This window comes from Candidatus Omnitrophota bacterium (genome assembly GCA_040755155.1).
GTDB lineage: Bacteria > Hinthialibacterota > Hinthialibacteria > Hinthialibacterales > Hinthialibacteraceae > JBFMBP01.
In genome coordinates this window covers 1-15,074 of record JBFMBP010000004.1, presented here as the reverse complement: position 1 = coordinate 15,074, position 15,074 = coordinate 1, and the positions used below count along the sequence as shown (strand labels likewise).

Annotated in this window: 11 protein-coding genes; 2 read left to right on the top strand and 9 right to left on the bottom strand. The window is 47.1% G+C overall.

The window, feature by feature from the left end:
* The first annotated feature begins 655 nt into the window (after window positions 1-655).
* Window positions 656-1,186 (top strand): hypothetical protein, encoded by a 531-nt coding sequence (locus AB1656_00705; protein ID MEW6233880.1) that lies wholly within the window; start codon window positions 656-658, stop codon window positions 1,184-1,186.
* Here the strand turns inward: AB1656_00705 and AB1656_00700 are convergent.
* Complete coding sequence (locus AB1656_00700; GenBank protein ID MEW6233879.1) at window positions 1,178-1,399, bottom strand: hypothetical protein; 222 nt, start codon at window positions 1,397-1,399, stop codon at window positions 1,178-1,180. The genes AB1656_00705 and AB1656_00700 overlap by 9 nt on opposite strands.
* Before the next feature lie 257 nt (window positions 1,400-1,656).
* Window positions 1,657-2,277: a DNA-processing protein DprA gene (locus tag AB1656_00695; GenBank protein MEW6233878.1), complete on the bottom strand. Its 621-nt coding sequence runs from the start codon at window positions 2,275-2,277 to the stop codon at window positions 1,657-1,659.
* A gap of 51 nt (window positions 2,278-2,328) precedes the next feature.
* On the opposite strand from AB1656_00695, the gene AB1656_00690 reads away from it, so the two are divergent.
* Window positions 2,329-2,496: a hypothetical protein gene (locus tag AB1656_00690; protein MEW6233877.1), complete on the top strand. Its 168-nt coding sequence runs from the start codon at window positions 2,329-2,331 to the stop codon at window positions 2,494-2,496.
* Between the two features lie 174 nt (window positions 2,497-2,670).
* Here AB1656_00690 and AB1656_00685 read toward each other — a convergent pair whose 3' ends face one another.
* The 7 genes from AB1656_00685 to AB1656_00655 form a co-directional block, all read right to left on the bottom strand.
* Window positions 2,671-2,904: a DUF2283 domain-containing protein gene (locus AB1656_00685; protein ID MEW6233876.1), complete on the bottom strand. Its 234-nt coding sequence runs from the start codon at window positions 2,902-2,904 to the stop codon at window positions 2,671-2,673.
* Window positions 2,895-3,197 (bottom strand): PBECR2 nuclease fold domain-containing protein, encoded by a 303-nt coding sequence (locus AB1656_00680; GenBank protein MEW6233875.1) that lies wholly within the window; start codon window positions 3,195-3,197, stop codon window positions 2,895-2,897. The genes AB1656_00685 and AB1656_00680 overlap by 10 nt, the downstream gene beginning before the upstream one ends.
* Complete coding sequence (locus AB1656_00675; protein MEW6233874.1) at window positions 3,194-6,493, bottom strand: DNA methyltransferase; 3,300 nt, start codon at window positions 6,491-6,493, stop codon at window positions 3,194-3,196. The genes AB1656_00680 and AB1656_00675 overlap by 4 nt, the downstream gene beginning before the upstream one ends.
* 98 nt (window positions 6,494-6,591) lie before the next feature.
* The gene (locus tag AB1656_00670; GenBank protein ID MEW6233873.1) at window positions 6,592-7,374 is read right to left on the bottom strand and encodes a DUF3800 domain-containing protein; all 783 of its coding nucleotides are present in this window, start codon (window positions 7,372-7,374) and stop codon (window positions 6,592-6,594) included.
* Between the two features lie 11 nt (window positions 7,375-7,385).
* Entirely contained in the window at window positions 7,386-10,769 is a 3,384-nt protein-coding gene (locus tag AB1656_00665; GenBank protein ID MEW6233872.1) for a helicase-related protein, read from the bottom strand.
* 106 nt (window positions 10,770-10,875) lie between these two features.
* Complete coding sequence (locus AB1656_00660) at window positions 10,876-12,126, bottom strand: UvrD-helicase domain-containing protein (GenBank protein ID MEW6233871.1); 1,251 nt, start codon at window positions 12,124-12,126, stop codon at window positions 10,876-10,878.
* Window positions 12,123-14,537: an Hsp70 family protein gene (locus AB1656_00655; GenBank protein ID MEW6233870.1), complete on the bottom strand. Its 2,415-nt coding sequence runs from the start codon at window positions 14,535-14,537 to the stop codon at window positions 12,123-12,125. The genes AB1656_00660 and AB1656_00655 overlap by 4 nt, the downstream gene beginning before the upstream one ends.
* Window positions 14,538-15,074 lie beyond the last annotated feature (537 nt).

Here is a 15,074-nt window from a genome sequence, read left to right as displayed (position 1 = left end):
CGGTACAATTTGCGGTACAGAGGGGAGAATCGGGAAGAGTAGAAATTACGTAAGTCTAATGTTTTCAAGTTGCTTAGTTAAGCGGGAGACGGGTCTCGAACCCGCAACCCTCAGCTTGGAAGGCTGAATTTGCATATGAATAAGTCATTATAAATCAATAAAATAAAATAGGATGAAAATGTATTGTACATTATTACGTACACAATCGTTTGGGATTCCCGATTTTGGGATTGGTTTCTGAAGACTTGGAAGATTTAGATAATCATACTCTATATTTTACCGTACCGATGAAATTATAATCTACATCGATTGGGATAAAATTTCAATATGACAAGCCGGATCATTTAGACCGATGAATCCACCAAAACCATTGTGATTCAGATTCACGATTTATGGCGAACATGCGGGAGTTGGTTAGCTGGGGTTGTTTGTTCGCTTCCATTGAATGGGATAGTTTTGGGGCATAGTTAAACATAACCACAACTCAGATTTATGCCCGCCTGGACGTGAATCCAATGTAGGCGGCGTTGAGTTACTTGGGCGAAAAAATTGCAAGCATGATGGACATCCGCAAGGCGGGAGAAGCGAAAAAAGCGAAGCTCGCCGAGGCGTAATAAGGCGATCCGCCCCACGGGGCGGCGGGGAAGATACTATTATGAGAATATTCGATCCTGCGTATAGAAAGGTGATAGAGGCGGCGCATAGTTTAGTTGCGGTAGAAACGTGGGCGCCTAGATTAGTTGCAGCGGTAGAAAAGTGGGCGAGGGTGCAAAGACTACTTGAGGCAGCTACGGTAGTAACGGCGGCAGAGACGGAGAGAGTGCGAAAAACGCATCCGACTTGGAGCGCGGCGGCGGCGGTGGCGGAAGCGTTAGATGCGAAGGTAAATGCGGAGGTAAATACAGCAATGAGGGCGACGCTGTATGAGATAAATGAGACGCTGGCTGAGATGAATTCGGTTGAGCGAAGAATACTTAATGCGATAGTGCCGCCGCTGGATGCGGCAGTCGCGGCGCTGGATGCAATGCAATATGAAATTGCGATGCGAAAGGAAATTGCGAAAGCGAAGGGGGATTTAGCTGTGAATGCTGAACTGAATGCGGCAGTCGCGGCGCTGGATGCCATGCGATATGAAATTGCGAAGGCGAAGCGGGATTTAGAGGGGGAGATGGCGAACTTAGAATAACGAATCCGCAACGGCAACAGCCCTGGCGGCGGCTTGCGCCCCCAGGCGCAACGAACGCCGAAAGCAAAGAGCGAACGCACGGACGGGGATTTGCGTCTCTTCTAAACAATCCTTGCGCCGTTCCTTCCAGCGTACCTTATAGAGAATTCCATGACGCCCCGTGCAGCGAACCGCAAGGCGGCCCGCATGATGAAAGGAAAGAGACGCGAACATAGGAAACGATCCCCGCGATCAATGGAAACGAACTCATAATAGCGAAGAGGGGCGCGTTGGGTGCGGCGCAACAGGTAATGCGACGGGGCAATAGAAGATCGGTACAGGCCGGGATGTGGGAGATGCCACCCGGCCCCCCCAAAGCCCCCGGCTTGGGACCCCCGACTGGTTCCATACGGTAGCGGGTGTGAGTGAAGATGGTTTTTTATTCAACGCAGAGAGAAGCCTGCCAAGCCGGTCGAGAGTTGGCGAGAGACTTACGTCACCTCTTGAATTTTCTCCCCTGGCCTTGCGCCCAGTTCGATTAGACCTCGATTGGCGGGAACGTCGATGGTATATAGCGGTTTTTCCCAGGCGGCGATTTTGTGGGCGAAGGCTTCCGTTTGGCTTGCGGGAGCGGCGTGAGCGATAAAGATCGCATCGGCTAACGCGGCTACAAACTCGTTCCGGTATTCGGCCAGTTCGCGGGTCATGCGCGGTTGATTGGACGGAAAGGGGGAAAGAATCAGCAAGCGGTTTGCTTCCAACGCGGATTTCCAAGCGGAAGGAATACGCATGGTTTCGATGCTGCGGGCTGGGCAAATAATCGCTCCACTCTTTCCGCGCAATAACAGCCGCAAGCATTCCGCTTCGATGGGAGAATGAAATCCGCCGATGATGACGAGACCGTCATGGGAAAAGCCTTTTACTAGGTCATAGGTTCGCACTATCGCGTTTCCAGGGCATTGGCTGGAACAAAAAAATCCAAGTTTTCGGAAAGGGAGAAGATTGGCGTTTCCGATGGCAATTAATTCTTTTGGGGGCTTCCAATATAATTCGCTTTTTAGAACGGCGGGGTAATTAGGGGAATCGGGGGATAATAGGAATCGTTCGACCACGAGAGTTACCGCAATATTCTTTCCATACGTGGATTATTGATAAAGGTTGTCATGTCAATCGGATTTCGTCCAACAGATTTTTTCTTTGACGGTAGAGAATCGATCGATCCTCTTTTTCAATCCTATCTTCCTATTTTAGGCTGGTTGATACCGCTTTACGTCAATTTCATCAGCGCGGCGGCGCATGGCGCATACGCTATGCCATGCCTGCATCCTTAAGGGCATCTCCATCGAAACGCCAAATGCTTTTTCAATGTGGAGCGCCATTTCCGGAGATGAAAAGGTTGCTCCGTCTACCATATCCGAAAGCGCCGCACATCTTATTCCAGCAGATAGTTCCACTTTCTCGCCGTACTGCGGTTCAATGCCGCCGTTGATGAGGAATCCTAGCCATTATCCCGCGCGTTTACTGGCGTGGAGTACGGTTAATCCGATGACGGAATCCCCTTCGTAGCGGACTATTACATCCTCGTCGGTGATTTCGCTGTCGGTCGCGGCGCAAGGCTTTTTGAAATTGACGTACAACGCATCCGCTTCCTGATCGTAGGACACCCATAATGCCTTTTCGGGAATTTGTTGAATGGAAGGGATTAAGTTGATAAACGTTTGAATGTCCGCTATGGCCATAGTTGCCGCCTCCTTTCCAACGATTGGATTCTGCGCGTCATAAATGCCGTAATCATAAAACCGTCTTCTTTCTCTTCACGGTAGACGGCTACAAGATATTTTCCAGGGGAATATTCCCGCGCCGCCAACCGTTCGCCGTCATTTCCCAGAAAAATCCGTTGCGGATTCGCAACGGTTTCCAAGATTTCGGCGCGCAATCCCGCCATTTCGCCATGTTCTTCCGCGATATGCGCCCATCGTTCGTCGGTTAAACGAATCGGAATATCGGATATAGAACGAACAATAGCCGTCATTCCGCTTCTTCTCCCCCCTCCCGCCCCATGCGGTATTTGATGTCGTAGTTGATGATAAAATCGAGTTCCTCGTCGGTGAAGCCGTAATGCTGGGCGAGAACTCGGTCGATATTATCTATAGTTGATTTCGATTTAGAGCCGTTTATTTCATCATATTCAATTTTATGTCCTTGTTTTGTTTTTATATTTTTCCTGACAGCATTATTACTAAGACTTAATGATAGTTCTTTTTCTAAATTTATCCATTTAAATTTCCAGCAGTTGTCAGGAACTTTAAATTCTTTTAAAAGCGAATCATTCAAGTGTTCACAATCAGAAAAAGCACTATAATACCAATAGAATAATGATGAATTAATTAGGCATGTAGTAAACGAACAAGACTCATAACTAGTAAATTTTATAATACGACCATGTGGGGGTTGCATATCTTTTCCATTGCGACGAAAAAACGGATGCCCTTTACATGCCTTTGCCCAATATCTAAAAGCCTCTTGGTAATAAAGAAACCATTTAGAATATTCGGCACCTATATTATCAGAAATGATAATTTGATTTTTCGCAATTTTTCCATAAACTGATACATCTATCATATTTCCAAACTTTGCAATTCGATGTTTGTTTATTCTGATATTGTGTGTATGAAGGTTTAGGGAAGTTAAAGCAACTGATCTTTCTTCTGTATAAAATCTGTTAATCCTAGTGGTATATAGACCTGAATTCCAAGGACATGAAATCAATATCGAAACTGGCATTTCAACGCCATCAAAGATTGATTCTGGCCTACGAGGAAATGCCAATGCTAACAATCCCCCACGATTTAATAACATATCTTGCAAGGGAGCCATTTTTTCTGATGAAATAGCAGTAAGTTGGACAATAAAACCGACATATGAATTCCTTTTTATAAGATTAAGAGAATGTTCGTAAACAAGAGAATAAAGATTTTTAGAAGAAAGTGTTTCATATTGCTTTTCTTTAAAATTATATTCGACTTTACGTGGTGATAATTCCACATACGGCGGATTCCCAATAATCACATCGAAACCGCCCTTTTTCATAATGCCGTAAAATTCGATGAGCCAGTGGAAGGGTTTATGGGAAGCCAGCCATTTTTCGTAACCTTTTTCATCGTTAGTTTGAATTCCGTATTCGCCCGCGAGGTAGCGGTTGAGTTCATCTTCGAGTTGCTTCAAGCGGCGGCGGAGTTCTTGTTTATCCGCTGGCGTTATTTCCCCGCCCAGGGAGGTTTGTTGTTCTTTGAAGTGAACGAAAAGACGGTCGATTTCGTCCGCCTGATCCGCGATGCTTTGCATGATTTCATCATTGAGCATGGAATCGGCCAGCGAATTTTTCACTTCTTTTAGCGTCGTGAATCCTACCAGGGTATTGCCCGCCTGGATGTTGAAGTCGATATCGGGCAGCGGTTCGATCTCATTCACTTTTTCCACCTGAGCGACCAGTTTCAGGAAAAGGCGGAGTTTGCAGATTTCCACCGCCTCGTCCATGATGTCCACGCCGTAGAGATTGTTGAGGATGATCGATTTGAAAACGAAGTATTTGCGGTTGGGATGTTTTTCGATCAGCGCCAGGATTTCGCGAAAATCCTTGTATTTTTCCGGGCGATGTTTTTCGCCCAAACGTTCCAGTTCGTCGAGGAACGCCTGCATCCGGTCCAGGCAGGCTTCGTACAAGTCTTCCAGGATGTTGAGCGCGGCGAAGAGGAAGGCGCCGGAGCCGCAGGTGGGATCGAGAACCGAGATGTCTCGAATGGCGCGCCAAAACGCCCGCAACAATTCCGGTCCTTCGCAATTTTCGATGGCGTCTTGGGCGAACTGGCGGATATTGAGGTTATAGGTTACAAGGGCGTTGATATCTTGCGCTTCGCCCTGAGCCAGTTTATCGCGCAGTTCCAAGCATCGCTGGCGGCGGCAGACGTATTCGCGCCAAGTTTCCGTAGGAAGAGTGAGTTTCTCGCCCTTCTCGCCGCGAAGATAGGCGTCGCCCAGGTTATAGCGCCGATCGAACATGCGTTCCTTGGGATCGCGCATCCCCTTTTGCACGAATTCCGGCAAGGCCGTCTCCGGGATTACTTGCCCCTGGCTGTCGATCACGCCCAAACGAACCGCTTCATAGATGTAGCGGTCGGGATCGGCCTGCAATAATTCCCAAACGGATTTTTCCCCCTCAAACGCGATTTTGCAATTTCGCCGCGCTTCGTCGAACAGACGGGGGATGATGGTATTTTTGCTAATGTACTCGGTTATATCCTCTTTGGTGTAATACGCCCCCATCTGTTTCTGATTGATATACTTTTCAAAGATATAACCCAGAACGTCCGGATTGATTTCGTTGTCGGCGCGATTGGGGCGTTCGTCCAAATGCCATTGGTATTGATCGAAGAAGGCAAAAAGTTTCTCGAAGGCGGCGTCCTGGATGGTTATGGCTTCGCCATACAGTTCCTCGATTTGATGCCGTAAGAAAAGCCCGCCGTTCAGATAGGGTATTTTTCCCAACAATTGCTTGGCGGCTTGGGAGCGTTCCCGTTCCGGTTTGGCAAAGCCTTCAAAAAACAACGGGCATAGAAAATCCTTGTAGAACCGGTCTTTTCCGCGTTGGCGGCTGCATTCCAATTGGTTGCGCAGATAATGGAGATCGTTGTTCAAAAATTCTTTTTTTTGAATGAAATAGATGAACATCAAGCGGCTCATCATAACGGAAGCATACCAGTTTTCCATATCATCCTGAGGAATGCCCTGCAAAAACTCCTTAAAAGTTTGCAATTCTTTCTGGAAACGCTCGTAAAAACGCTTGGTGATGCGCTCTTTATCGAAGGCGTCCTTTAACTTGATCGTAGCGCCGATAAGCGTTAGCCCTTCTTCGTCGCTCAAGGCAAAGGCAATATGGTTCAAGCGTTGAATGAGCGCTTCCCCGCTTTGATTCTTAGTAAACGTATACTCGCGGCAGGCTTTGGGCTTTCCCGGTTCCTTGGAAACCCACTGCCAGATTTGAACCGTCTTGGCGGAATCCGTGAAAATAATCAGATGCTCGTAAGCGGATTTCGTAATTTCTTTATCGATCAAGCGCCGAGTGGCGTAATCGGGAATTCTCCCAAGCCGACATTCAAAAACCTGAATCCCACGTTTTTGCGCAATGGATCGGATATCAAAAACTTGTTCGCCAACATTGACGCGAAGAGAAACGGAAGAATTCCAATCCCACCCCAGTTCCTGGGTAAACAAACCGGTAAAATCGAATTTTTTCAATCGATCAATTAACGCTTTACGGTCGGGGGGCACTTTGCTTTACCCTTTCAAAATATATTCTTGACAACGGATTGTCATCCATATATCCTATAGTAAGCGACCAGTGCGGCCGGTCTCAAACCGACCCGGATTTATTCCCTGGCCGCTTTTTCTTTTTGTTGTTCGATAAGCCATTCCAACGTGTCTTGCAGGGCTTCATCTCCGCGCTGAATTAAAGGTTCAATCATTTGAATCCCGCCTTCATCGATCGGTTTAATCGGTAAACCTTCTTTTCTTTCCTCTTTCTTTTTTGCGCTGTAGGCGCATAGATCGCATAACTGAAGAAGGAAACTTTTTGAGGAATCGATAAAGAATCCCTTTTCGATAATTCGATCCAGTTTCAGATTTCCCTCTGCACCCCGTAACAAATAAATAGCCTTTTCAACATCTGAAATGATTTCACGGTTCTCGTCGACAATAAAAATACCCAAAGGCGAATCCTGGAGAGACGCCAAGTAATCATTAACCACATGCGCCACTAAGGGGAACGCTGCTACGTGAGGATTTATGGAAACGCCGGAACCAAAGGTTGAGCGAATCCAATTGCGATATCGTTTCTTGACGATAGAACGATAGATTAGTTTAAGGTTATGGCGTTGCGAAATACTCAACCATTCGTCTCTAAAGGAAAGCCGATGACTCATAGGATATTGGCGAAAATAACTCTCGCCATGATAGATAGACTTTGCATGAATCTCAAAATTCATAGGACGAGGAGCGGGGAAATACTTATCAATAACCGCTACTAGATCCTTTTCCAAAGCCAACCATACTGTTTCTGGTACAATAAGCGCCGCTAAAATGAAAATCGGTTGCGCCGGGTCATTCAGATTATTCCCTGTCTGGCCGGACTCATCCATATAAATGAGATACAATCTCCACCTCCTTATTTTGCTTGCAATCCCAGCGAACAGATAATCCGGGGTTCATGAGTTTCTTCTTCCTCATGAATCAAACACAGTTTGTCTTCCTCACGGAGAGCGATTACCAATTGGGTCAAGGTATCATCCGAAACGCCGCTGCGCAATTGCCTGTTCAGCGCATCCGTAGCCGATTGTTTCAATGGATAGCGGTAAATATCTTCAATGGCTTTATGCAATTCTTCATTGTCGAAAAGCGTTCCTTTAACGTCTTCCGCATAGCGCTTCAGCCGTTCGTAGGCGCGGAAGCGAGCGCCCGAAGGCCGCCCTAATTGTCCGCCCACGGATTTTTCTTCTTCGATCAGGAACTCTACTCCCTTCTTTACCAGTTCGTGGTGATTGTCCTTGCGGGGCAATGCCGGGGTATCCGGCATACATTCCGCCGCCTTGAGAATAGCGAATTGAGATTCCGTAACGCTCTTACCGTTTTCGTTCACCCAGGCCAAAGAATCGTTTCCCTCCGCCGTGCGGATGTAAACCAACGCTCCTTCGGGTTCCCGTTCCTTCGGTTGATGCGGCTTCGTGGAATAAACCACCGGAGGCAAATCGGGAATAATCTTCTGCAACGCGGGATCGGCGGTAATGGCGTTTTTCCAGATTTGATAGGCATAGGAGGCTAAATCCACCTCGGCGTCGTCGTCTCCATCCAGAATTCCCGCCTTTTCGTGGTATAGATTCAAAATGGCTTCATCATTGAGATCATTCTCAAAAAAGGCTTCGTCTGCGCCGATAACCTCGGCGTTCTCATGGAGCCGTTGCCGGACGCGGGAGCGAAGGCGAATGATCCGCTCGACTCCCTCGGCGGGCAGAAACGAATAGCAAAGAATGTTTTCCGCTTTTTGACCGATGCGATCCACGCGGCCAGCCCGCTGTATCAGCCGGATAATAGCCCAAGGAAGATCGTAGTTCACCACAATGGCGCAATCCTGCAAGTTCTGGCCTTCGCTGAGGACATCGGTGGTGAAAAGAATCCGCAATTCTTCTTCCGGCTTCCACTGCCGCCGTTTATCGTTGCTTTCCGGGCTAAACCTCCAAGCCAATTCCGTAACGTTCGGGGCGCCGCCGATAACCGCCTCCGATTTTTGAATCCCGGCTGTTTTTAACTGTTCATCCAGATAAAGCGCCGTGTCGGCGAATTGACTGAAAACCAGAACCTTTTCGTTGGGATGTTTATGGGAAAGCAATTGGGCCAAAGCCGACAATTTGGCGTCCTGAGCCGGTTCCCAAGCGCCGCATTTTTTCAAAAGACCAAGCAACGCCCCGGCGTCTTGGAGAAGATCGCCAGCCAACTCAGGAACGAATAAATCCGCCCGAAGCCATTTGAATCGTCGTTTGTATCGCTGTTCATACTCCGCGTATATCTCGGCGGCGCGTTGTTGATAATAGTCTGCGCGATAGGGATCAAGAATGTTTGCTAAATCCGAGGTTGAATTATCATCTTCGTCCTCAACCCAAATACTTTCGATATCGAACATTTCTTTATCGGCATCCTGAACGCGGCTATCCAAAAGACCAACATTTTGCGTTCCAATCGGCAGAAGCTTGTTCTGTTCGATCGCATGGAGATAGATGTAATTTCGGAGAATATGCCGCTGAACGGAAAGAATGAACGCATGGCCGCTGCTTTCCAAACGTTTGAAGAGGTTAGTGCGGCAAAATCCCATAAGACGTTTGCCCGCGCGGGATAAATCCGCCAGAATTTTGTCTTCGTTTGGAGTGGGCGGCTGATGAGGCGTCGGCGCGATGTAGTTCCCCAATCCGTAACGGGGAAGATTTAAGCCATTGATCGCATCTACTACGTTCGGCGCGTAGAGCCGAGCGTATTGGTCGGAAGGATCGTTGTCGTCGATTTTGAATTTAACGGTTTTGGGCAAACGGGCGGGAAAGTAAGACCTCGTTCCATCGGAAAAGGTCAGGTATTTTCTGCCGTTTGCGGGATCGGTTTCGGCATAATTGTCTTGAATAAAACTGCGAGTGCGCCGCACCATGAAAAGCCGCATGAGTTCCCGCCAATCATCGGTAGATACGCTTTTTTCGAACGCCGCGAGCGTATGCGGGGAACACTGATGGCGGCGTGTGAATTCAATCTCGCCTAATTCCCGCAATAACGTTTCGGGTCTTACGCCAAGATTTTGTTCTTCTTGGATAAACAGACGAAGTTGGTTGGAGAGATCGAGGTAGGTCTTATTGTATGGAGTAGCCGAAAGCAAGATGCACTTGCTTTCATTCTCTTGTACGTATTCGTGAATCGCCTTGTAGCGCTCTCCTTCCCGGTTTCTTAGATTATGGCTTTCATCAATGATAACCAAGCGATAGCGTCGAAGATTGGGAAGTACTTTCTTGACCATCGTTATGGATAGAACTTTTGCTCTCATCCGATACTGTTCCCTGTAGTCTTCCCATAGAGGAACGAGGTTTTTAGGACAGATTATCAATGTTTCCAGGAAATGGTCGTCTTCGAAAATGCGGGCTAAGGCCGTCGCCATGAGAGTTTTTCCCAATCCAACAACATCGCCAATTAAGACGCCGCCACGTTTATTCAGGTGATGAGCGGCGATTTTAACTGCCGCAACCTGAAATTCAAAAAGTTTATTGCCAAAATCTCGCGGAATTTTAAATTCACTTAGTCCCGCCCGCGCTTCCTGGGACAGGTGATAAGCCATTTTGATGTAGATGCGATAGGGGGGAATTCGTTCTTCCCGCGCCCAACTATTCTCAATTATTTCCACCAATTCATCCGAGATATCTACGCACCATGTGTCATTCCAGCGTTGTTCAAACCAGTCTGAGAGTTTCAGGCAAGCGTCGTGATCGAGAACATCGACATTAAGCTCGCCTTGTTTGGAAAGTCCGGCAAAAGTGAGATTGCTGCTTCCCAAGTAGCCAACGATGGGATTGATATTGTCATGGCGAAAAAGCAGATAAAGTTTTGCGTGCAAAGGGTAGCTCAGGAAAAGTTTTACAACGACCTTCTTTAGCCGGATTTGTTTAGCCAATCGACGAAGTCCGGTTTCATCCTCGTTTGTCGGGATTCCAATCGTCAGTTGATTATGAAACTCTTCCGCCAGTTTTTTTTTCAACCGCATGGCGGTTTGGTTATCAATCCCTTCTTCCGTTTTAGATAGATTCATGGCCTGCCGGAGTTCTTCTTCCGGCGATCGGTGCATTCCCACAAGCAAGCGGCAGCAGTTGCCATCGCCGCCGCCCCACTGTTCGAAATAGGAATCCAGTTGCTTCCATCCCCGAAGATTGAAATACCCAACGCAAAAATCCGAACGGAAAGAAACCTCTAAGGTTTCACGGAGAGCGGGGAGCAACTGTTTTTGAATGTTATCGAATATTCGAGGCACTCGATTATCTCCCAAATCCATTTTTTTTTAATGATTAAACGGCAACCGATCTTAAAATCCAGTTGATGGAGATTCATAGAGGCGTGATAATATTATTCTCATAATTTTATAGGAAATCCAAATCGTCGTTTGTCGACGTTGCCGATACGTCTATTTTTGGGGGAAAAGCGAAGGATGCGTTTTGGCTATTGCGAACCGTAAAGCATCCTTGGTCTTGCAGCGGGAGCAATCGATTGGCGATGGTCGGCAAGGGTTTGGCTTCATCCGTGCTCAAATACGCCCATTTCACGGCTCTGGTTAAAGCCACAAAGAGCAGTCGCTGGATGCGTTCCTGGCTTACCCGCTGAAACGAGTTCGGCGTCAAACGAGGCATAAAGACGGAATCGAAGGTTAATCCTTTTACGCTGGGATAGGCCATTAATTTGGGACGATCCGATGAAAAATCATGCGCAGGAAATCGCTTGACGCCGCCGCGTTTATTGGGAACTTCCACCTCGATGCCCGCCTCCGTTAAACTATTGGCGTATCCAAAAACCTGCCGGTTTTGGGGAAACAGAATGGCGATTTTTTCGTTCTTCATTAACCTTTCCCGCACCATCTCGTAGAGCATTCGCGTCTCATCTTCAAAATTCTTGGCAAGGTAAAGCAATGGCGGTTGTTTTTCCGTCTGCGGCTGCCGGGTTTGATTCTTGAAAGCTTCGCGCTCGGAGGGATCGGAAATCAATTGGGCGGCGACTTCGACAAGAAAGGGGCATACGCGAAAAGCGTCTATCAAGTTGACGTTGCGTTTCTTGATTCCCAGAATATGAAGGATTTCCGCTTCGTTGGAGCCTCTTTCGTAGATTTGTTGTTTGCTGTCCATGCAGACGGTTATATGTGCGCTGATTTTCTTCAGAAGTTGGAACGTTTCTATTTCCAAATCTTGCCCTTCATCCACCAAAACAAAGTCGTATAAAGGCAAAGAGATCGATCCGCTACAAACTTTGTTGTAAACCGCCTCGCGAATGGCGTCAAAATCGGGTTGTTTATTTTCATAATCCCAAGGGAGTTTTCGACCGATATGTTCTTCAAAGAATAAGCGGCGCCAATGGTCTATGGTGAGGATGTTTTCTTCCGGCAATCCCAGTAAGGAAAACGCCGATTGAATATAATCTTTCAGGACATTGGTATATACAAAGATGCGGAAGCGGTTGGGTTGGATATGGAATCGATGGCTTAAATATTGGGCGCGGTGCAGCAGGATTTGCGTCTTTCCAGAGCCGGGGCCTCCAATGACGGCGCGCGGTTCATCCGGGCCGAGAGCGAAGGCCCGCTGCTGGTCGGGAGTCAGTTCGTTGTATGTAAGCAGCCAGCTCATGTTTTTGCCACGCTTCCCATGATTTCGGGAGGAATGCCGCCGGGACTTGTCTTCGCGCCTTGGACGTTTTGCCGCTTTTTTTGTTCTTTTCGAGCGGCTTCCAGTTTTCCCTTTTCTCCCGACATTTGGCAAGCCGTCATATACCAGCCGAGTTCCCATTCATCCAGATATTTGGGATTGGCATAGTCGTTAAAAGCCGCTTCCAAGGATTCCGTCCGCAAGGATTCATTCCCCAATTTCTCGGCGATCATCGCTTTCAAAGTCCAGCCAGGGCCGTTCGATCGATACATGAGATAATCGTCGATGGATATAGCGGCCTCACGGAAGCGCGAGCGATTCTTTTGGCTCAACGCTAGGTTGAACATGGCTCCGCTCATTGGCGAAAGGTGGGCGCTTTCCCGGTAGAATTTCTCTTCTTTTTCGTAATTTCCCAATTCTCCGTGGTAGATTCCCAAAAGGTTCAGAATGTAGGAATCGGGTTGTTTTTTCATGCGCCATGCCCGTTCCAAGTAAGAAATGGCTTTTTCACGTTGATTTAGTTCGGCATAATCTCTAGCGATTTCCACAACGGTTTCGGGTATTTGGGATTGGGGTATTTTTCCCGTTCGCAATTCTTCTTCGATGCGTTGAATTTTTAAAGCGATGGCATTGGGATTAACCACATTGGTGAGGGGGTTTTCAATTCGTCCAGAAAAAGGCGTCTCTTCCTCATTATCCGTCAGCGATAACTCGAATTCCAGCACCTGATTTTCATCCATACGGTATTTCAAGACGAGTTTATCCCCACGGTTGACCGGCGCCGGCGCCTCCCAGACTTCGGTGAATAAAGGCCATTCCTCCTCTTTATCGCCAGCCAATAATTCTATCAATATGTTGACGGGATTGATTAATGACGTTTCGGGTACGATTAAATCCCGGCATTGCATCCATGCTTCATTTTGGGGGAATGGAAGCGGAACTCCCTGGGGGATCAAATCATAGGCGCCGCTTTTAGTGCGAATGGAAATCCGGTTATGGGTAACCATTTGAAAGATGCTTTGACCATATAGGGCTAATGCCAAGGCTTGACAGGCGGCGCCGCGAGCTACGGCGGTTTGGATATCTTCCGGGTTGTCGTAGGACAATATCTCTGCCTGGGGAAAGAATTTTTGAATTTCGTCTACTACCTGCGGTATTAGACTGCTGCCCCCCACCAATAAGCAGAAAGGAAGCGATTTCGCTTCCAGTCGGCTACGATCCAGGGCATTCTGAATGGAAGCGAAAATCGAACAAGTCATGCGGTATTCCGTTTCGCGGGCGTATAAAAAATCCCGATCCAGGAAAGGTTCCAGGATAGTCTCGAACTGTTCGGCGGATAAAGCGGGAGAAAGCAGTTCCAGAGACTTCCCACGCAGAATGCAGGCATAACGCCCAGGCAGTTTTTTGATAATCTGTTTTTTATCGGCTTTTGCATTCTGATCGAACTGTTTGAGCCGGTGAATCTCATTGCAGAGACCGATCTTTAGAACTTCCGCTACGCCTAAAAAAGCCGGTTCGATTACATTTTTTTTATCTTCGTAACTGATATCCGACGATGCGAGTTTGTTTTGTTCCAATAGTTGGGGCAGGAGGACTTCATAGAGAATAGCCCGGTCGATATCGCCGCCGCCAAGCCGCAGGTATCTTGATACGGCCAGCGGTGAAATTTGGAAATGATTCTGGGTTAGGTTGGGAACTATATGAAAGATCGCCACATCGCAGGTACCGCCGCCGAAATCGAAAACGAGCAAATTCGTCGGCGAATCTAGTCTCTCCAAGATACGATCGGAATGGGAGACCAGGTAATCGAGGAAAGCGGCGATGGGTTCATCCAACAAATCTCCGCTGCCTAGGGAGATGCCCGCCAGTTTGGCCGCTTTTACGGTATCCAATCGTTGGGCAGCCTGAAACGAGGCGGGGACGGTTACTACAAAACGCGATACTGGAGTTTGATTCTCTTTCATGGCGGAATTCCGCAAAAATTCCAGGACTTTGCCGCCAATTTCCGCAGCGGAACGGAATCCCTCCGGCGCTTTTTGATAGGTGCGTTGAGCGCCAATATCGTTTTTGCATTCCAGAAAAAGGTTTTTCCCTACTTCCAAGCCAATTTCCGCCGAACGGGCGTAAAGACGTTTCGCGCCTTCTCCCACCCAAACTTGCCCATTATAAACGGTTACGGCGGATGGGATGAGAATATGAGTGTATGGACCTGCTGTCGTTTCTTGTTCAATTTCCAAACAATGGGGTTGAATGGAGTTGTCGGTTGGATGCCAATGTATTTCCGCCACGGTGGAATTGGTGGTTCCCAAATCAATCCCAATAACCCTGATTGGTTGAAAATTTGGCCGCAATTGCGCATTTTCGGGAGTGATGATGGCTAAAGGATTATTCATGAGCCAGCCCCTTTGAAATTAATATCCTCCTAATTTTTGCATGTTGATTTGTGTAAATTATCATAATCGCCGCTCCTCCGCAACATGAGTAGCGACAATCCATCTTTTCATAAAGGACAACTTTTAAAGCGATAGTAATTTATTAGGGCAAGAGCCTGGAATAAGTCAAGGAAAATTAATAAAGGCGTCAAGAATTGAGATTGCGTTCACAAAAAACTCCCATTTATTGACAAATAGTGCATAATTTATTACCTATTTTTTACTCATTTTTTACTCAAAAAAAGACGTTTTTAGTGGAAAACTCGTATTAAAGTAAGATATTAACATATCGAACATAACTTTTTATATATAAGTATAATAACATGGCGATTACTGCTTGAAACGACACGATAACAACGCTTGATTCAACCCATCCAACCCTTATATACATTATAATATTATGAAATGGTCTATGAAATAAGGCATTTCTAGGCTAAAATAAGCCTTATATAGGGCAAAATCAGCGATTTATACGCCAAATATAGGGAAAATGACGGT